At 70.8% G+C, this 18,364-nt stretch carries 15 protein-coding genes; 12 read left to right on the top strand and 3 right to left on the bottom strand.

Features of this window, described 5'->3' with window-relative positions; genetic code table 11:
• Nucleotides 1-18: 18 nt before the first annotated feature.
• The 9 genes from ACTFTM_RS19645 (at nt 19) to ACTFTM_RS19605 (ending at nt 9,014) form a co-directional block, all read left to right on the top strand.
• A complete protein-coding gene (locus ACTFTM_RS19645; protein ID WP_449561937.1) occupies nt 19-903 on the top strand; it encodes a peptidase inhibitor family I36 protein in 885 nt (294 codons plus the stop codon).
• Nucleotides 904-909: 6 nt separating this feature from the next.
• Entirely contained in the window at nt 910-1,833 is a 924-nt protein-coding gene (locus ACTFTM_RS19640) for a peptidase inhibitor family I36 protein (RefSeq protein WP_449561936.1), read from the top strand.
• Between the two features lie 151 nt (nt 1,834-1,984).
• Nucleotides 1,985-2,641 carry a GntR family transcriptional regulator gene (locus tag ACTFTM_RS19635; RefSeq protein WP_449561935.1) on the top strand — a complete coding sequence of 219 codons (657 nt, stop codon included), beginning with the start codon at nt 1,985-1,987 and terminating at the stop codon, nt 2,639-2,641.
• Nucleotides 2,642-2,740: 99 nt separating this feature from the next.
• Nucleotides 2,741-3,529 (top strand): Ig domain-containing protein, encoded by a 789-nt coding sequence (locus ACTFTM_RS19630; RefSeq protein ID WP_449561934.1) that lies wholly within the window; start codon nt 2,741-2,743, stop codon nt 3,527-3,529.
• 196 nt (nt 3,530-3,725) lie between these two features.
• Nucleotides 3,726-5,528, top strand: coding sequence for an allophanate hydrolase (gene atzF, locus ACTFTM_RS19625; RefSeq protein ID WP_449561933.1), 1,803 nt, complete (start codon nt 3,726-3,728; stop codon nt 5,526-5,528).
• A gap of 38 nt (nt 5,529-5,566) precedes the next feature.
• A complete protein-coding gene (biuH, locus tag ACTFTM_RS19620) occupies nt 5,567-6,256 on the top strand; it encodes a biuret amidohydrolase (protein ID WP_449561932.1) in 690 nt (229 codons plus the stop codon).
• Between the two features lie 8 nt (nt 6,257-6,264).
• A complete protein-coding gene (locus tag ACTFTM_RS19615) occupies nt 6,265-6,957 on the top strand; it encodes a cysteine hydrolase family protein (protein ID WP_449561931.1) in 693 nt (230 codons plus the stop codon).
• 12 nt (nt 6,958-6,969) lie between these two features.
• Nucleotides 6,970-8,589 (top strand): regulator, encoded by a 1,620-nt coding sequence (locus ACTFTM_RS19610; RefSeq protein WP_449561930.1) that lies wholly within the window; start codon nt 6,970-6,972, stop codon nt 8,587-8,589.
• A gap of 38 nt (nt 8,590-8,627) precedes the next feature.
• A complete protein-coding gene (locus tag ACTFTM_RS19605) occupies nt 8,628-9,014 on the top strand; it encodes an AtzH-like domain-containing protein (protein ID WP_449561929.1) in 387 nt (128 codons plus the stop codon).
• Nucleotides 9,015-9,122: 108 nt separating this feature from the next.
• On the opposite strand, the gene ACTFTM_RS19600 is transcribed toward ACTFTM_RS19605, so the two are convergent.
• A complete protein-coding gene (locus ACTFTM_RS19600; protein WP_449561928.1) occupies nt 9,123-9,404 on the bottom strand; it encodes a hypothetical protein in 282 nt (93 codons plus the stop codon).
• Nucleotides 9,405-10,824: 1,420 nt separating this feature from the next.
• On the opposite strand from ACTFTM_RS19600, the gene ACTFTM_RS19595 reads away from it, so the two are divergent.
• From ACTFTM_RS19595 to ACTFTM_RS19585, 3 genes are all read left to right on the top strand, one after another.
• Nucleotides 10,825-12,288 carry an endo-1,4-beta-xylanase gene (locus ACTFTM_RS19595; protein ID WP_449561927.1) on the top strand — a complete coding sequence of 488 codons (1,464 nt, stop codon included), beginning with the start codon at nt 10,825-10,827 and terminating at the stop codon, nt 12,286-12,288.
• Between the two features lie 171 nt (nt 12,289-12,459).
• Nucleotides 12,460-14,244: a hypothetical protein gene (locus ACTFTM_RS19590; protein ID WP_449561926.1), complete on the top strand. Its 1,785-nt coding sequence runs from the start codon at nt 12,460-12,462 to the stop codon at nt 14,242-14,244.
• Nucleotides 14,245-14,283: 39 nt separating this feature from the next.
• On the top strand, nt 14,284-15,363 hold the full coding sequence (locus tag ACTFTM_RS19585) for a glycosyltransferase family 2 protein (RefSeq protein WP_449566676.1): 1,080 nt from the start codon (nt 14,284-14,286) through the stop codon (nt 15,361-15,363).
• Nucleotides 15,364-15,380: 17 nt separating this feature from the next.
• Here ACTFTM_RS19585 and ACTFTM_RS19580 read toward each other — a convergent pair whose 3' ends face one another.
• Together ACTFTM_RS19580 and ACTFTM_RS19575 are read right to left on the bottom strand one after the other, a co-directional pair.
• Complete coding sequence (locus tag ACTFTM_RS19580; RefSeq protein WP_449561925.1) at nt 15,381-16,313, bottom strand: hypothetical protein; 933 nt, start codon at nt 16,311-16,313, stop codon at nt 15,381-15,383.
• Nucleotides 16,314-16,415: 102 nt separating this feature from the next.
• Nucleotides 16,416-18,149 (bottom strand): cellulose binding domain-containing protein, encoded by a 1,734-nt coding sequence (locus ACTFTM_RS19575; RefSeq protein WP_449561924.1) that lies wholly within the window; start codon nt 18,147-18,149, stop codon nt 16,416-16,418.
• Nucleotides 18,150-18,364: the final 215 nt, after the last annotated feature.

Raw genomic sequence — 18,364 nt, 5'->3', positions numbered from 1 at the left:
CGTTCCCGAAAGGACACCATGAACATCCGCAAGAGCCTCGCCGCCGTCGGCGTCGCGCTGGCCGCGACCACCTCGATCGTCAGCGTCGCATCGCCCGCATCGGCGGCGGCCCGAGACGGGGTCTGCGACAGCGGCGAGTTCTGCTACTACTACAACAGCGACAACGCGGGATCGCTCTCGGACTTCACCGGTTCGCTCGACGACTACGGCACCGAGCAGCCCTCGTGCTACGACTTCAAGGGCGCCGGCGCGGGCAAGGGCCTGTGCATCAAGAACGAGGCTGCGTCGGTCTGGAACCGCAGCACCAAGACGGTACGTGTCTACTACAACAGCGGCTACGCCGGTTCCTACCAGGACTTCGCCGCCGGTGCGAAGGCCAACCTCAACGCCACGCTGAAGAACAACAACGCCTCGCACCAGTTCTCGCCGTCGGCGCGCACGAACCTGTCGTACGCCCTGTACCAGGCCAGCGGCGGGTCGGTCACGTGCGGCTTCGACGGGTACACCACGACGCCCGGCCGCCACGAGGGCATCGACATCGCCCGCAGCGTCGGTTCGGACGTACACGCCCTGGTCTCCGGAACGGTCACCTACGTCGCGCAGGGCAGCACCGGCAGCGGCGGCCTGTCCACGATCTCGGTCTACAACTCCTCGCTCAACAAGACGGTGATCTACCTGCACACCGCGCCGAGGTCCGGGGTGAGCGTGGGCGACGCCATCAGCAAGGGCGAGATCATCGCCGACGAGTCGTGGCACGGGGTGTCGTCCAGTTCCGGCGCGCACACCCACGTCGAGGTACGGGCCGGCCGGCAGACCCACGCGTCGGTCAGCGTCAACGACCCCGTCCTGGACAACGCCGACCCGACCGCGTTCTGGAACTCCCAGGGCTACAACGAGAAGTAGGACGCCGTGAATATTCGCAAGGGGCTCGCCGTCGTCGGCGCCGTCCTCGCCATGTCCACCTCCATCCTCAGTGTCGCCTCGCCGGCAGCGGCGGCCGAACGGGACGGAACCTGCGACAGCGGCGAGTTCTGCTACTACTACAACAGCAACCAGGCCGGCTCGGTCTCCGACTTCACCGACTCGCTGGACGACTACGGCACGACCCAACCGACCTGCTACGACTTCAAGAGCGCCGGCGCCGGCAAGGGCCTGTGCGTGAAGAACAACGCGGCGTCGGTGTGGAACCGGACCGGCAAGACCGTGCGGGTCTACTTCAACAGCAACTTCGCCGGTTCACACCAGGACTTCGCGGCCGGCGCGACTGGCAACCTCAACACCACGCTGAAGAACAACAACGCCTCGCACGAGCTGCTGAGCGGACCGACGGGTTGTAGCACCGACGGCACCAACAGCAAGTTGCCGAGCACCATCCTCGTCTACCGGGTCGGTCTCGGGCGCGTCGACCGGGTCGACTTCAAGACGTACGTCAAGAACGTCCTCCCGAACGAGTGGATCACGAGTTGGCCGGCCGCCTCGCTGGACGCCGGTGCCATGGCCGTGAAGAGCTACGCCTGGTACTGGGCGCTGCACTCGACCCGGAAGACCTCCGGCGGCCAGTGCTACGACGTGCGGGACGACACGGGCGACCAGGTCTACCGGCCGTCGTCGGCCCAGACGTCGACGTCGGCGGCGGTGGACCGGACCTGGTCGACCCGGATGACCCGGAGCGGCAACATCCTGCGGGCGCACTACTGCGCGACCACCACCGCGTGCGGTGGCTGGGTCGACGGGGACTGGATGTCGCAGTACGGCTCGCGTGATCTGGCCAACTCGGGCAGCGGCTACCAGGCGATCCTGCGCCACTACTACCGCGACGTGGTCATCTCCTGACGTCACGGGTCAACCGTGCCGCCCGTCGCGCTCGCGCGGCGGGCGGCACGCTCGTGGGCAGCGCGGTGCGGCCGGCTCGGTCGCCGGGCCGCGGGGACGCGCCCACGCCGCTCTCCCGGCGACAGGTGGCAGACTCGGCGGGGTGAACGACATGGCCGCACCGACGATGGACGGTGAGCTGGAGAGCGTCAGTCTGGTGGACCTCGCCGTCTCCCGGTTGACCCGGGAGATTCTCAGCGGCAGGAGCGATCCGGGGGAGCGCCTCGTCGAGGAGCAGCTCACCCGTCGGCTCGGCATCAGCCGTGCGCCGCTGCGGGAGGCGCTGCGGTTGCTGGCCCAGCAGGGGCTGGTCGAGCACGTGCCCCGGCGGGGTGTCCGGGTGGCCACCCTCTCCGACCGGGACGTGCGGGAGCTGTACGAGCTGCGTGACGTCCTCGAACGCTTCGCCGTGCGGGCGGGGATCCCCGTCGCTCGGGAGAGTGATCTGGCGGGGTTGCGGGGGACGCTGGACGCGATGCGGGAGGCGACCCGGGTCGGCGACCGGATGCGGGTCGCCGAGGCGCACCGGGCGTTCCACGTCGCGCTCGTCGGGCTCGCCGGCAACCGCCAACTGTCCGCCGTGTACGGCTCGATCCTGGTGAAGTTGCAGCTCTACATGGCGATCAACCTGCGGCGTGAGGCGGAGATGGCGCAGCCCCTGGACGGGGTCCACCGGCACGAGCGGTTGTTCGAGGCGGTTGCCGGGGGAGACCCCGAGGAGGTTCTCGCCGTGTTGTCCGGGCACGGCGCGCGCTCCTACCTGGACTAGGTCCAACCGGAGCAGGCGCGCTTCGACCGGAACGACCCTCTTCCCGTCAGCTGTACGAGGCCGTTGCCGCTCCCGACTCGCCCGTGGGAGCATGCATCGATGAGGGGAAATCTCTTGCGTCGCAACGGGTCCCGCCTGTTGCTGACCGTGGCCGCAGCGGCCATGTCCATCGCGTCCCTGGGCCTCGGTACGCCGGCCGCCGCCGCGACCCCCGACGGCCACTACTGCTGGTACGTCCTGCCGGACAGCGTGCCGTGGAAGGCGGCCAACAACATCGTCAACTACACCGCGACGGTCACGTGCGACGGCGCGGTGCGGCGCGTCGACCTCTCGGTGGAGTTGCTGTACCACGGGACGAGCGGCGGCGCCGGCACGACCGTGAACGGCCGGACGACGCTGTGGACCGACGGCACCTCGATCCCCGTGGTCGCGCTCGGCGTCACCACCCCGAACACGCTCTGCGACTCGGGCTTCTACTCGGGTCGAGCGACCGCCACCGTCCAGTACCGCTCGGGCGAACCGGAGTACATCACCAGATCGATCGCGTCGCAGCAGGTATCGCTGAACTGCTCGTTTCCGGAAATTCCGCCCACCGGCCCGAATCCCAGCACGGTGACGGTCACCAACCCAGGCACCCAGAGCTCGCTCAAGGGCGACAACGGGGGGCTGCAGATGCAGGCCACCGGCGGCAGTTACTCGTACACCTGGACGGCGGTCAACCTACCTCCCGGGCTGACCATCGAACCCGGGACCGGCCGGATCAGCGGCACGCTCACCCAAATCGGCTCCTACAATGTCACGGTCACCGCCGACGACGGATTCGGCAGCCTGGGCAGCACCACCTTCACCTGGAGCGTCCGCAAGGACTCTCCCTGCACGCGCTGCTGATCAACGCCGGCGGCGCCCGTCCGGCCCGGACGGGCGTCGCCTGGCCGCGCCACCGCGCCCTGCCGGATCGCCGCCCGACTTCGCCCTCGGCTCGGCCGCCCCTCGTGAAACAGGCCCAGCCGGCGGTTGGTCGGCCGTCATGTCTCCGTTACAGAACGCGCCGTCCGCTGTAACAGAACGGTCGACAATCGACTGTATGCCAGAGCCAGTCGGATCCATCTCGGACCTGCGGACGGCGTACCGCGAGGGTCGCCTGACCCCGACGGACCAGGTCGAACGCGTACTCGACGGGCTGGCCGGGAGCGCCGACGGGCCGGTCTGGATCAGCACCGTGCCGGCCGACGAGCTGCGGGCCCGTGCCGAGGCGCTGACCCGCCACGGTGATCCCGCGTCCCCGCTGTACGGCATCCCGTTCGCGGTCAAGGACAACATCGACGTCGCCGGCATGGTCACGACGGCCGGTTGCCCCGACTTCGGGTACGAGGCGGCGAAGGACGCGCCGGTCGTGCGCCGACTGCTCGACGCCGGCGCGCTGCTCGTCGGCAAGACCAATCTGGACCAGTTCGCCACCGGCCTGACCGGCGCCCGCTCGCCGTACGGCAGTTGCGAGAGCGTCTTCGGCGGCGGCCTCATCTCCGGCGGCTCCAGCTCCGGTTCAGCGGTCGCGGTGGCCGCCGGCCAGGTCAGCTTCGCCCTGGGTACGGACACCGCCGGCTCGGGCCGGGTGCCGGCGGCGCTGAACGGGATCGTCGGCCTCAAGCCCACCCGCGGTCTGCTCGGCACGGCCGGCGTGGTCCCCGCGTGCCGATCCCTCGACTGCGTGTCGGTCTTCGCCCCCGACGTGGCGGGCGCCGTCGACGTGCTGCACGCCGCCCGTGGCGTCACCCCGGCCGACCCGTGGGGTCGTCCGTTACCGGCGGAGCGGGTGGTCGCCCGCATGCCCGGCACGCTACGCCTCGGGGTGCCCTGGGCAGAAGACCTCGAGTTCTTCGGTGACACCGGGCAGGAGGCCCGCTTCGCCGCCGGGGTGCAACTGCTGCGTACCCTCGTCGGATCTCTGCGGTCGGTGCCGCTCGGCCCCTTCTTCGCGGCGGGTGACCTGCTCTACCAGGGGCCCTGGGTGGCCGAGCGGCTCGTCGGCCTGGGTGACTTCCTGCGGTCCCGCCCGGAGTCGGTGTTGACGGTCACCCGGACCGTGCTCGAGACCGGCCGGCGCTACGACGCGGTCGACGCCTTCCGGGCGCAGCACCGCCTGCGGGAGCTGCGCGCCCAGGTCGAGCGGCTCTGGCAGGACGTCGACGTGGTGGTCGTGCCGACCGTCGGCACCACGTTCACGCTCGACGAGATCGCCGAGGACCCGATCGGGCGCAACGCCACGCTGGGCCGCTACACCCAGTTCGCCAACCTGCTCGACCTGGCGGCGGTGACCGTACCCAACGGCTTCACCGCCAGCGGCCGCCCGGCGAGCCTCACCCTGCTCGGCCCGGCGTTCAGCGACACCACCCTGGCCCGGCTCGCCGCGACCCTCACCACGGGCGGCGACGCCGTGCCCGGACCGGCGGTCGGCGCGACGTCCGCCGCGCCCCCGGCCGAGGTGCTGATCGCCGTGGTCGGCCGGCACCTGAGCGGCGAGTCCCGCAACAGCGAACTGCTCGGATACGGCGGGACTTTCGCGGGCGCCGCCCGTACCGCGCCGCTCTACCGGCTCTACCGGATGGACACCGCAGACGGCGAGGGACTGCCGGGGCTGGTCCGGGTCGCCCCGGACACCGCGACGGGTCACCCGATCGAGGTCGAACTGTGGCGGCTGCCCAGCGCCGCGCTCGGTGGGCTGCTGGCCGGCGTGCCGGCGCCCCTCTCGCTCGGCTGGGTCCGGCTGCACGACGGGCGCGACGTGCTCGGCTTCCTCTGCGAGGCGTACGCCGCCGGCCCGCCGGCCGAGGACATCAGCGCCAGCGGTGGATGGCGGGCCTACCGCCGCTCGGCGGCTCGGCGTTGAAGCGGGCCGCACCAGCGAACACGACAGGAGGCGAGAGGATGGGAAGCATCGGGCCGGTACCGGCCAACCCCTACCCGTGGCCGTACGACGGAGTCGTCGACACCGCGCGTACCGCGCTGCTCTGCATCGACTGGCAGACCGACTTCTGCGGGCCGGGCGGTTACGTCGACGCCATGGGCTACGACATCGGCCTCACCCGGGCCGGCCTGCCGGCCACCGCCCGGCTGCTGGAGCACGCCCGGTCGCTCGGGATGCTGATCGTGCACACCCGCGAGGGACACGACCCCGACCTGTCCGACCTGCCGGCGAACAAGCGCTGGCGCTCGGCCCGCATCGGCGCGGAGATCGGCGGCGCCGGTCCGGCCGGCCGGATCCTCGTACGCGGCGAGCCGGGATGGGAGATCGTGCCCGAGGTCGCCGCGCTGCCCGGCGAGGTGATCATCGACAAGCCCGGCAAGGGCGCCTTCTACGCCACCAACCTCGACCTCGTGCTCCGGACCCGGGGCGTCACCCACCTGATCCTCACGGGCATCACCACCGACGTCTGCGTGCACACCACGATGCGCGAGGCGAACGACCGGGGGTACGAGTGCCTGATCCTGGCCGACTGCACCGGCGCCACCGACAAGGCCAACCACGAGGCCGCCCTGCACATGGTCACCATGCAGGGCGGCGTCTTCGGCTGCGTCGCCACATCCGACGACGTCATCGCCGCCACGGCGAAGTGAGGTGAGCCATGCCGACCATCGCCGCCGCGCGACCCGGCCCGTACTCCTTCGACATCTCGACCACCGCACTGCTCGTCATCGACATGCAGCGGGACTTCCTGGAGCCGGGCGGGTTCGGTGAGAGCCTCGGCAACGACGTGAGCCAGTTGCGTCGTACCATCGCGCCGCTCGCGGCCCTGCTGGCCGACGCCCGCGCGGTCGGCCTGGCCGTCGTGCACACCCGCGAGGGCCACCTGCCCGACCTGTCCGACTGCCCACCCGCCAAGCTCACCAGGGGCGCGCCGAGCAAACGGATCGGCGATCCCGGACCCACAGGCCGGATCCTGATCCGTGGCGAGTACGGCCACGACATCATTGACGAACTCGCGCCACTGCCGGGCGAACCGGTCGTCGACAAGCCCGGCAAGGGCGCGTTCCACGCCACCGACCTGGACGTCCTGCTCGCCGAGCGGGGCATCCGGAGCCTCCTGGTCGCCGGGGTCACCACCGAGGTGTGCGTGCACACCACCGTCCGCGAGGCCAACGACCGTGGGTACGAGTGCCTCGTACTCGCCGACTGCGTCGGGTCCTACTTTCCCGAGTTCCACCGGGTCGGGCTCGACATGATCGCCGCCCAGGGCGGGATCTTCGGGTGGGTCGCCGACTCGACGCAGGTCCGCGCCGTGCTGCCCACCACCTCCGCGTTGCAACCCTCCTCCTGACCGGGAGTAGCCATGGTCTCCTCGAAGCCCACCGTCGTCCCGCTCCCGTTCTGGGTGCGCGGCGACACCAACGCGTTCTTCGGTTTCGGCGTCAACGTCCTGGTCAACGTGCTCACCCTGACCGGGCTCTGCATCGGGGTGGTGAAGCTGCCCGAGGGGGAGGTGTTCGGCACCATCCTGCCGGCGCTCGGCATCGCCCTGGTCGCCGGCAACATCTACTACACCTACCTGGCCCGCCGCCTGGCCCGTCGGGAGAACCGCGTCGACGTGACGGCACTGCCGTACGGGCCGAGCGTGCCGCACATGTTCATCGTCATCTTCGTCATCATGCTCCCGATCTACCTGCGTACCCAGGACCCGGTGCGAGCCTGGGAGGCCGGGCTGGCGTGGGCCTTCATCATCGGCGTGATCGTGCTGATCGGCGCGTTCGTCGGGCCCTACATCCGCCGGTACGCGCCCCGGGCGGCGCTGCTCGGCACGCTCGCGGGGATCTCGATCACCTTCATCTCGATGAACCCGGCCGGGCAGATGTGGCGGATGGCCTGGGTGGCCCTGCCGGTCTTCGCGTTGCTGCTCATCGGCCTGCTCACCGACGTGAAACTGCCGTTCAACTTCCCGATCGGGCTCGCGGCCCTGCTGGTGGGCACTGCGATCGGCTGGGTCGGCGGGGCGATGTCGGTACCGGACGTGACAGCGGCCGCCCGGGACATCGCCGTCGCCGTACCCTCGTTCAAGCTCGACCTGCTGTTCACCGGGCTGTCCGACATGGCGCCGCTGCTGGCGACGGCCATCCCTCTCGGCGTCTACAACTTCACCGAGGGCATGACGAACGTGGAGAGCGCGGCGACGGCGGGGGACAACTACAACCTGCGCAGTGTCCTGCTGGCCGACGGCGCTGGCGCGGTGATCGGCGCGGCGCTCGGCTCGCCGTTCCCGCCCGCCGTCTACGTCGGCCACCCGGGCTGGAAGGCTGCGGGTGGCCGCAGCGGCTACTCGATGGCGACCGGCGTGGTGATCGCGGTGCTCTGTTTCCTCGGCATGTTTGGACTGCTCGCGGCGATCTTCCCGACGGCGGCCATCGTGCCGATCCTGCTCTACATCGGCCTGCTGATCGGGGCGCAGGCGTTCCAGGCGACGCCGCGGGCGCACGCCGCGGCCGTGGTCGCCGCGTTGGTGCCGAACATCGCGGCCTGGGCGACCGGGCAGATCGACAACGCGCTGGCGGCGGCCGGCACCAGCGCCGCCGCGGTGGGTGACGACGCGCTCAACGGCGCCGGCGTCGTGTACGACGGGCTGTTGGTGCTGGGTCAGGGCGCCATCCTCGCCGGCCTGGTGCTCGGCGCGGTGGTGGTCTTCGTCATCGACAAGCGGTTCGTCCGCGCCGCGATCTTCGCCGGCTCCGGCGCGGTGCTGTCGTTCGTCGGGCTGATCCACGGCGAGCGGATCGAGTGGAACGCCAACGGTGAGGTGGCGCTCGGCTACCTCTTCGTCGCGGTGATCTGCGGGGTCTTCGCGCTCGGCCGGCCGACGCCGCGTGAGCCCGACCCGGGGGAGGCCGAGATGGACGAGGCGTCCGTGCCCGCCGCCGATCGGGCGGCCGACGAGCAGCAGGCCGCAGCGGTGCGGGGCTGAGGGTCGGGCCGGGCGAGGAGATGGAGAGGACGTACCGGATGGAGATCGATCGCGCGGACGTGGTCACCGAGGTGGCGGCGGCCTTCGCCGGATACGAACGGGCGCTCGTCGACGGTGACGCCGAGGCGATCTGCGGGTACTTCTGGGACTCCGACCGGACGGTGCGGTTCGGCCTCGCCGACCATCAGTACGGGCTGGACGAACAGCGCAAGTGGCGGGCCGTGCAGCCACCGCTGCCGCCCGGCCGCCGGCTGGTCGAGACGAGGATCAGCACGTTCGGCGCGGACCTCGCGGTCGTGACGACCCGATTCGGGTACGCCGGCAGCGGCGTCACCGGACGGCAGAGCCAGACCTGGGTACGCCTGCCCGTCGGTTGGCGGATCGTCACCGCCCACGTGTCCGAGCCCGCGCCGACGCCCGACTGACCCGCCGGCGGGCCGGCACCTGTCGGACGTGGTCGCAGCCCGGCGCGGCCCGGCCACCGACCGCACGACGAAGCGCCCCGTCCGGTGTGGACGGGGCGCTTCGTGGCGTCAGCCGAACGGCGTGTCGAGCGTCGGACGGTCCTCGTCCGTACGCGGTGGCGACGTGGCCACCTCGATCCGGGGCGACCGGTCCGGCGGGAGGTGGGCGGGGTCGGCGATGACGACCACGTCCACCTCGCCGTCGACCATCTTCTGCTCGACGGTCTCCCACGGTGCGCGGATGATTCCGTTCAGCCGGTAGTCGTGTCGGCGCAGGTGGTCCAGACAGGTCGCGATCGCGTGTTCCGACGGCTCGATGTCGGCGGGTACCCAGATGATGGCTAGCTCCATGATCTCTCCTGATCAACGTCGTGGACGTGGATGGGTGATCAGGAGCTGCCGGGGTGGCGGGGGACCCCGTTCGACGGGTCGACTGGTGGCCCGACTGTCGAGGGGACCGATGGCACGTCCTCGGCGCAGCGGCCCGACGGACGGCGGCGCATCGGTCGTCGACGCTTTCAGGTCGGCGCCCCCGCCGCCGGTGTTGGTGGGCGCGGACACGACTGCCGGTACGAGCGCCGGTTGCGCCGGTAGGGGAAGAGGGAGAGGGACCGGCGTCGGTGACGGTTCGGCCGTCATCTCCGTCCGCCTGCGCACGGGCACGCGACGGTCGGCGGGGTCGGCGTGGGATGCGCGCACCGTCACCGGTGGCGACGACGGTGGGGTGGGACGCGCGACCGGCGTGCGGGCGTCGGGTGGCGGTGACGGTCGTCGGGTACGGGGTGTGCGGGTGGGCGGTGCAGCGGTTGTTTCGTCCGCCGACGCCGGTGGCACGGTGACCTTCGGCAGCGGCAGGGAGGTGGCGGTCGGCAGGGGGACCGCCGTCGGCAGAGGAACTGCCGAAGGCACCGGGACAGTCGTCGGCAGGGGCAGGGGAAGCGCCGTCGGCAGTGGCAGGTCGATCCGCGGCGGAGTGTCGAGGAGTCCCTGCACCAGCGATCCGGCGATCCCCGAAGCGGTGGCGGTTCCCGTCGGGCCGGTGGTCGCCGGTGTCCGGATCGGCGTCGGCTCGGCCGAGGCGGGTTCGGCGCCCAGGGCCACCGCCAGCGCGGCCGCGCCGAGCGCCACCGCGCCGAGCGCCACCGGCGGCGGGCAGTGCTCCGGCGGCGTCACGCGGGCGCCGCCGACGGTCGCGTCGGATCCGCCCCGGCACGTCGACGCGCCCGTCCGAGCCGTCGCTCGGCGATCCGCGGCGTCCCACCCATGCGCGGATTGTTGCCCCTCGGGAACTCGTGCTACACCTGTCGCCGGCCGATCGACGTCCTTCGCGGTGTACGAGCGGGCAGGTCGGCCCTGTGAGCGATAACAAGGATCGTGTCCGTCGTGCCGACGACGCGGTTCCGCCGCTGTGATCCCGCTGCGGCATCGTCGTGAGCCGATGTCGACCACGGGGTGTATGTCCGGCTCGTTACGTCTTGACGAACAGCATGTTATCGCTCACTCTCGATGCAGAGGTCGACGGCGTCGGTGGCTCACCGGGCGGGTCCCGTGGTCGCGCCTCGACGTACGGCGTCCCACGGGCAACGGACGCCGTCTCAGGACTCGTGTGGTTTCCGGCGAACGTCGGCCGATCACGCGTGCGCCGGTGCGAGGTGGCCCAGGATGACCGTCCCGGATTCCTTGGTCCAGCCGGCGCGCGCCGCCGGGAACAGGTCGTCCTGAGCGAAGTGGCACCGCACCACCGCCGATGCACCCACTGAGAAGGATCGACATGAGACCTAGAAAAGCTCTGCTGGCGACGGCGACCCTCGCGGTCGCGCTGACCGCGGGTATGACGGTCGCGCTGGCGCCCATGGCGAGCGCCGGAACGACGTTGAAGGCGTCGGCGGCCGAGAAGGGCCGCTACTTCGGCGCCGCCGTCGCGACGGGCAAGCTCTCCGACGGCCAGTACGTCAGCATCCTGAACGGCGAGTTCAACAGCGTCACCCCCGAGAACGAGATGAAGTGGGACGCCACCGAGCCCCAGCAGGGTCGGTTCAGCTACACAGGTGGTGACCGTCTCGTCAGTCACGCGCAGGCCAACGGCATGAGCGTGCGGGGGCACGCGCTGTTGTGGCACGCCCAGCAGCCGGGTTGGGCGCAGGGCATGTCCGGCACCGCGCTGCGCAACGCCGCCATCAACCACGTCACCCAGGTCGCCACCCACTTCCGCGGCAAGATCTACGCCTGGGACGTGGTGAACGAGGCGTTCGCCGACGGCGGCAGCGGCGGCCGACGCGACTCGAACCTGCAACGCACCGGCAACGACTGGATCGAGGCCGCGTTCCGCGCCGCCCGCGCCGCCGACCCGGGCGCCAAGCTCTGCTACAACGACTACAACACCGACGGCGTCAACGCGAAGTCCACCGGCATCTACAACATGGTCCGCGACTTCAAGTCCCGCGGCGTGCCGATCGACTGCGTCGGCTTCCAGTCCCACCTCGGCACCACGGTGCCGGGTGACTACCAGGCCAACCTGCAGCGCTTCGCCGACCTCGGCGTCGACGTCCAGATCACCGAGCTCGACGTGATGACCGGCTCCAACCAGGCGAACATCTACGCCTCGGTGACCCGGGCCTGCCTCGCCGTCGCGCGCTGCACCGGCATCACCACCTGGGGCGTACGGGACAGCGACTCGTGGCGCGGCTCGGACAACGCCCTGCTGTTCGACCGGTCGGGCAACAAGAAGGCGGCGTACACCTCCGTCCTGAACGCCCTCAACGCGGGCAGCGGCACCCCGACCACCCCGCCGCCGGGCTCGCCGGTCGACACCACCGCCTGGTACGTCCTGATCAACCGCAACAGCGGCAAGGCCCTGGACGTGTACGAGCGGGCAACCGGCGACGGCGCCCGGATCGACCAGTGGAGCCGCAACGACGGTGCGTGGCAGCAGTGGCAGTTCGTCGACTCCGGCAGCGGCTACTACCGACTGAAGTCCCGTAACTCCGGCAAGGTGCTGGACGTCTACAACCGCTCGACCGCCGACTCGGCCGCGATCGTGCAGTGGACCGACGGCAACGGCACGAACCAGCAGTTCCGGCTGGCGGATTCCGGGGGCTACGTGCGCCTCATCAACCGCAACAGCGGCAAGGCCGTCGAGGTGCAGGGCGCGTCCACCGCCGACGGCGGCAACGTGGTGCAGTACGCGGACTGGGGCGGCAACAACCAGCAGTGGCAGTTGATCAGAATCGGCTGATCGTCCGTCGGTCGGATCGGCAGCGCGGTGGCGCGGACGCTCGTCGTCCGTGCCACCGTCGCCGCTCCCCACGACGTCTATTGGTGTGCGGCCGTTGCGTGGTGCGCGAGAACACGCCACGCTTCGGACAACGCATGGACAAGCCCGGCACTATTGGAGAGCATCGATTTCATGATTATCCGGTCCGCCACCCCTCCGCCAACCTCGGAAGACGTACCTCCCGAGGAGATCCCCGACGATCGGCCACCGGCCGACTGGGGTCGATGGAACTGGGCGCGTTCCGAATGGACCGTTGCGGTGGCGGCGAGTCTGCTGCTGGCGGTGGTGCTGACCTGGCCGACCATGCGTCACCCGGCGAGCACGATCCCCGGCGATCTGGGTGATCCGCTGTTACAGGCGTGGCAGGTCGCCTGGGCGGGGCACGCTCTGCTGAGCAGCCCGGCCGATCTCTGGAACTCGAACACGTTCTACCCCGAGACGTACACGTACGCCTACAGCGACACCCTGCTCGGTTACGCCCCGATGGGGATGCTCGGCTCCGGCTTCACGGCCGCCGTGATCCACTACAACCTGCTGTACGTGCTGCTGCACGCGCTGGCGTCGTTCGGGGCGTACGCCCTGGCGCGGCAGCTCGGCGCGAACCGGTGGGGCGGCGCGGTCGCCGGCATCGCCTGGGCGTACGCGCCCTGGCGGCTGGCGCACTCGGGGCACCTGAACATCCTGTCCAGCGCGGGTATCGCGCTGTCGCTGGCCATGTTGGCCCGTGGTCACGGCTGGTCGCTGCGCCACGGGTACCGGCCCGAGCTGCGCAGGCCCGGCTGGGCGGTGGCCGGGTGGCTCGTCGCCGCGTGGCAGGTCAGCCTCGGCTTCGGCATCGGCCTGCCGCTGGTCTACTTCCTGCTGGCCACGGTCCTCGTCGCGGCCGGCTGCTACGGCTGGTCCTGGTGGCGCAAGCGGGAACGGCCCCCGTTCGGCCGGCGACTGCTGGTCGCGGATCTCGTCGGCGGCGGGGTGTTCGGTCTGGTGACGCTGCTGCTGGGCATGGTCTACCTGCGCGTCGTCGACCTCAACCCGCAGGCCGAGCGGACACTGGACTGGACGAAGATGTTCTCGCCCCCGCTGATCGGGTTCGTCACCGCGCCGGCCGACTCGTGGTTGTGGGGTGAGCGGCACGCCGGCGCGCGCGAACAGCTCTCCTGGCCGCCGGAGATGGCGCTGCTGCCGGGCATGATGGTGATCGGGCTGGCCGCGGCGGGGCTGTTCCTCTCGGCGTACCCGCTGCGGCACCGGGTCGCGCTGGGGCTCGGCGTGGTCGGCACGGTGCTGCTGGGCCTCGGCGCCACCCTCGGCGGTGACGGGGACCCGGGTTACCTGACCCTGTCCACGCTCCTGCCGGGCTGGGACGCGCTGCGGACGCCCGGCCGGATGATGCACTGGACGAGTCTGCTGCTCGCGGTGCTGGCCGCCGGCGCGGTGACCGCCCTCGCCGAGTCGTTGCGGCAGTCCACGCCCCGCCAGTGGGCGCGGACCATCACTCCGCTGGTCCTGCTGATCCCCCTGACGGTGGTCACCCTGGAGGGCGTCAACAACACACCCCACCCGACCGTGCCACAGCCCCCGGCCGCGATGCGGACGGTGCAGGACCCGATCCTCGTGCTGCCCGCCGGGGGGTTGGGCGACCTTACGTACATGTTGTGGACGACCGACGGATTCCCCCGGGTGACGAACGGTCTGGCCGGCTTCGAGCCGGTCAGCCAGGCGCAGACCCGGACGGCGGTGGCGTCGTTCCCCGATCCGGTCAGCGTCGCGCACCTGCGGGGGATCGGCGTGCGGTCGGTGGTGGTCGTGCCGAGCCGCGTCGCGGGGACGCCGTGGGAGAGCATCGCGACCCGGCCCATCGACGGGTTGGGCATCACCCGGGAGGATCTCGATGGCACGCTGGTCTACCACCTCTGACCGGGTGGGCGGCGGATGCCCGGGTACGGGCGGGGTGAGGTGACGAGCATGCGACTGTCCGTCGTGGTGCCCTGCTTCAACGAGGAGGCGTCGGTCGAGCGGCTGCACGAGACCGTGCGCGCCGCTCTCGCCGAGCTGCCCGACGTCGAGGTCGAGGTGGTGTACGTCGACGACGGCAGCGAGGACGGCACCCTCGACGCGCTGCGCCGGCTCGCCGCCGCCGATCCGACCGTCTGCTACACGTCGCTGAGCCGCAACTTCGGCAAGGAGGCGGCGATGCTCGCCGGCTTGCAGCGCGCCACCGGCGACGCGGTCGTCATCATGGACGCCGACCTGCAGCATCCGCCCCGGCTGCTGCCCGAGATGGTGACGCTGTACCAGCAGGGCTTCGACCAGGTGATCGCCCGGCGGGACCGGCGCGGCGACCGGTTCGTCCGCATGGTCGCCTCCCGGTCCTTCTACCGGATGATCAACTGGTGGATCGACGTGCGCCTCCAGGACGGCGCGGGCGACTTCCGCCTGCTGTCCCGGCTCGCGGTCGACGCGATACTGGCGATGCCCGAGTACAACCGCTTCTCCAAGGGGCTGTTCTCCTGGATCGGCTTCCGTACCGCCGTGGTGGCCCACCCCAACGAGACCCGGCAGGCCGGGCGGAGCAGGTGGACGCTCAGCAAGCTCTTCAACTACGCGTTCGACGGCCTGTTGTCGTTCAACAACCGGCCCCTGCGCCTGGCCATCTACGGCGGCATGTTCCTCACCCTCATCGCGCTGGCCTACATGGCGTGGGTGGTCGCGGACGCCGTCGAGAAGGGCATCGACGTTCCCGGGTACACGACGATCATCGTCAGCGTGATCGGGCTCGGCGGCATCCAGATGACGATCCTCGGCGTGATCGGCGAGTACATCGGCCGGATCTACTACGAGACCAAGCGTCGACCGCACTACCTGGTGCAGGAGACCGAGCACCTCGTCGCGGAGACGGGCGAGAGGCCGCGCATGCCGGTCCCGCCCGCGCCACGCTCCGCGGTGCGGGGCCAGCGGACGACGTCGGCCCGGGAGAATCCCCTTGCCCGGCCGGCGTCCGGTCGGCGTGAGGTCGGCGACCGCGACCGGAGCTGAGCGGGGCCTGCGGCCGGTCACCGGCCGCAGGCCCGGCACGCCTTTCGGGTACGCAGGTGGTAGTCGCTGGACGCGGCGAGGAGGCCGAGCCCCACGAGGCAGTACGCCGACATGGCCACCCAGAGGAACGCGTCGGAGAACTCGCTTTCCGACCCCGACGCCACCTGCGCCATCCCCATGCCGAAGTAGGCGACGATGGCCGCCCCGAGCCCGAAGCCCGGCACCAGCAACAGACGGCGGGGGATCGTACGGCCGGCGAGCAGAGGCACCCAGCGCGGCCACACCTCGCCCCAGGGCCGCACCATGGCCAGCGGCAACAGCACCCCGGCCAGCACCAGGCCGATCTCCAACCCGATGATGGAGGCGTTCTGCGCGATGTCGTCGAAACCCACCACGGCCTGTGCCGCGAAGCGGGTCACGAGCCCGGCCACCGCCACGTACGCCCCCCAGCGTGCCCACGGCGCGGGTGTGGAGCGCCGTTGGCCGGGTCGGATGGTCCGGCAGCAGTCGGGGCAGTCGCCACGGGTGCGGCGCTGATAACCGAAGACGGCCAGGCCGAGAAGCGCTGCGCCGGTGGCACAGGCGAGCCGACTGGCGAACGCCAGCGGGTTGAAGGACGGGCCGGGCGCGAGCAGCAGCAGGCTCACCAGCTCCGGCAGCAGGATAGCCGCCGCCGCGACCAGCGCGCCGGCGACCGTCCAGGCCAGTCCCGCGAGCGCCGGTCGCCAGGTCGTCGCACGGTCCAGGGCGACCGCCACCGCACCTGCGGCCAGGCACAACGCCACCGACCACCAGCCGGTGAATCCGAGCAGGTCCAACCCGAACGGTGGGAACTCCGGCGGCTCACCGACCGTCCACACCAGGCGTAAGCCGCCGTAGGCCACGGCCCAGCCGAGGATGGCGTACGTCAGGCCGTGGCCGCTGCTGCGCGTGCGGGGCGCCGTCGTCATGCCTGTGATCCTCGCGGCGCTCCCGCCGCAGGGCTTCCCTCCGGTCGGGGAGGGTGCTCCCCGACCGGAGGGAACTGGCTCACGCTCGCCGCCTCGCGGCGGTCAGAGCGTGAACACGAGGGTCGAGATGCTCCGTGCGCCGACGTTGATGGTGGCCTGGCCTCCGTTCACGCTCGTCGGCTGGCTCGCCGCGTTGGCGTTCTGCGAGGTCAGGTAGTACTCCGCCTTGCTCACGTTCTGCGGCGCCTGGATCACGGCGTTGTTGACCGCGCTGTTCGACCGGTTGAGGATGACCAGCGTGATCTTGCCGTCGCCCTGGTAGGCCGTCACCTCCAGCGGGGAGGCCTTGGAGCTCTTGGTCAGGGCCACGCGCTGGTAGCCCGGTCGGACGTACTTCGCGTACTGGGAGAACGCGTACCCGCGCTTGAGCGGGGCGCCGGCCGTGGTGCCGTAGGCCGCCTCGCCGTCACCGATGAACGAGTAGTAGCGCTTGCCGTACCACCAGATGTAGGCGCTCCAGTTGGCCTCCATCGACCTGTGCACGGTCCGCATGATGTCGTCGAGCGTCTCGTTCCAGACGGCCAGGTTGCTGGGGTTGCCCCAGATGTTCGAGCCGCCACCGTCCGCCGCGTGCAGGTTCCACTCGGTCATCCACACCGGCTTGTTGTACGTCGCGGCAAGGTTGTACGGGGCCAGCCGTCCCGCGGACTCGGTGCCGTACAGGTGCCCGCCGATGTAACCGATGTTGTTCCGGGCGGTCGCGTCGTTCAGGGTCGGGTCGGTGTAGCCGTAGTTCAGGTTGACCGCCTCGGCGACCATCAGCTTGGTGTTCTGCACCTTCGCGCCCTGGTCGCGGACGAAGGTGCGCAGCTCGGTGCCGCTCCAGTCCATCGAGTCGTAGTCGGGGTGCCAGTCCGGCTCGTTCTGCACGGACGTGACGTCGATGGTCACGCCCTGACCCCGCATGTACTGGACATAGCTGTTCAGATGGTTCGCGTAGTCGTCGTAGTAGTCGGTCTTCAGCTTGCCGCCGTTGGTCCTGCTGTTGTTGGTCTTCCAGGCAGCGGGCGCGGTCCACGGCGAAGCGAGGATCTTCACGTTCGACCCGTACGCCTTCGCCGTCTTCAGCGAGTTGACGTGGGTCGCCCACTCGCTGGACTCCGGCGAGAGGCCGGTACGCACGATGGACAGGCCGAGCTGGTTGGCGCCGAGACCGACGAGCGTCTGGGTGTCGGTGGTCGACCAGGCGCTACCCCAGATGGACTGCGCGGCCCCGAACCCGTCGACCGTCTGGTACCGGGTGCCGCTGTTCACCGTGATGTCCGCCGGGCCGGTGGGCGGCGGTGTGGTCGGGGGTGGGGTGGTCGGAGGCGGTGTGGTGGGCGGCGGTGTGGTCGGGGCCGGTGTCGTCGGCGTCGTGCCGCCGGTGCAGGTCACCCCGTTGAGCGTGAAGCTGGACGGATCGGGGTTGCTGCCCGTCCACGAGCCGTTGAACCCGAACGACACGGTGCCGTTGGTCGCGATGCCGCCGTTGTAGCTGACGTTCCTGGCGGTGACCGCGGCGCCGCTCTGCGTCAGAGTCGTGTTCCAGGCCTGCGTGACGGTCTGTCCGGCGCTGTAGGACCAGTTCAGCGTCCAACTGCTGACCGCGTCGCCGAGGTTGGTGATGGTGACGTTCGCGCCGAAGCCGCCCTGCCACTGCGATGACACGGCGTAGTTGACGGCACAGCCGGCGGCTGCGGCGCCGGCGGGCGCGGCCAGCGCGACCGCCGTCGACGCCAGCAGGACGGCGCCCGCCGACACCAGGGCGGTGTTGGTGACCCTTCGTTTTCTCATCAGACTTCTCCCGAGGTGGTGGTGGCGGCCGACGCGTCCGGGCTGGTCGGTTCGGAGAGCGTCGGGCGGTATGTCAGGCGTCGCCGGGAGCGCTCCCAAGCGCGCGACGGTGGGCGGTCGGATCCGCTGTCCTGATCAGCCGTGCCGGTCACCCTCGACATGCCGTGTCAGCCGCCGATCCCCCCGCCGCGCGACGCTTCACGGAGGGTGCACCG

Source organism: Micromonospora sp. RB23 (assembly GCF_053585025.1).
Note: the sequence above shows the minus strand (reverse complement) of the source record. Positions and strands in the feature narration are given on the sequence as shown.

Coding starts and splice junctions, on each gene's coding strand:
- ACTFTM_RS19630 (WP_449561934.1), top strand. CDS start 2,741: ATGAGGGGAAATCTCTTGCGTCGCAACGGGTCCCGCCTGTTGCTGACC.
- ACTFTM_RS19645 (WP_449561937.1), top strand. CDS start 19: ATGAACATCCGCAAGAGCCTCGCCGCCGTCGGCGTCGCGCTGGCCGCG.
- ACTFTM_RS19605 (WP_449561929.1), top strand. CDS start 8,628: ATGGAGATCGATCGCGCGGACGTGGTCACCGAGGTGGCGGCGGCCTTC.
- biuH (WP_449561932.1), top strand. CDS start 5,567: ATGGGAAGCATCGGGCCGGTACCGGCCAACCCCTACCCGTGGCCGTAC.
- ACTFTM_RS19575 (WP_449561924.1), bottom strand. CDS start 18,149: ATGAGAAAACGAAGGGTCACCAACACCGCCCTGGTGTCGGCGGGCGCC.
- ACTFTM_RS19635 (WP_449561935.1), top strand. CDS start 1,985: ATGGCCGCACCGACGATGGACGGTGAGCTGGAGAGCGTCAGTCTGGTG.
- ACTFTM_RS19600 (WP_449561928.1), bottom strand. CDS start 9,404: ATGGAGCTAGCCATCATCTGGGTACCCGCCGACATCGAGCCGTCGGAA.
- ACTFTM_RS19610 (WP_449561930.1), top strand. CDS start 6,970: ATGGTCTCCTCGAAGCCCACCGTCGTCCCGCTCCCGTTCTGGGTGCGC.
- atzF (WP_449561933.1), top strand. CDS start 3,726: ATGCCAGAGCCAGTCGGATCCATCTCGGACCTGCGGACGGCGTACCGC.
- ACTFTM_RS19590 (WP_449561926.1), top strand. CDS start 12,460: ATGATTATCCGGTCCGCCACCCCTCCGCCAACCTCGGAAGACGTACCT.
- ACTFTM_RS19595 (WP_449561927.1), top strand. CDS start 10,825: ATGAGACCTAGAAAAGCTCTGCTGGCGACGGCGACCCTCGCGGTCGCG.
- ACTFTM_RS19580 (WP_449561925.1), bottom strand. CDS start 16,313: ATGACGACGGCGCCCCGCACGCGCAGCAGCGGCCACGGCCTGACGTAC.
- ACTFTM_RS19615 (WP_449561931.1), top strand. CDS start 6,265: ATGCCGACCATCGCCGCCGCGCGACCCGGCCCGTACTCCTTCGACATC.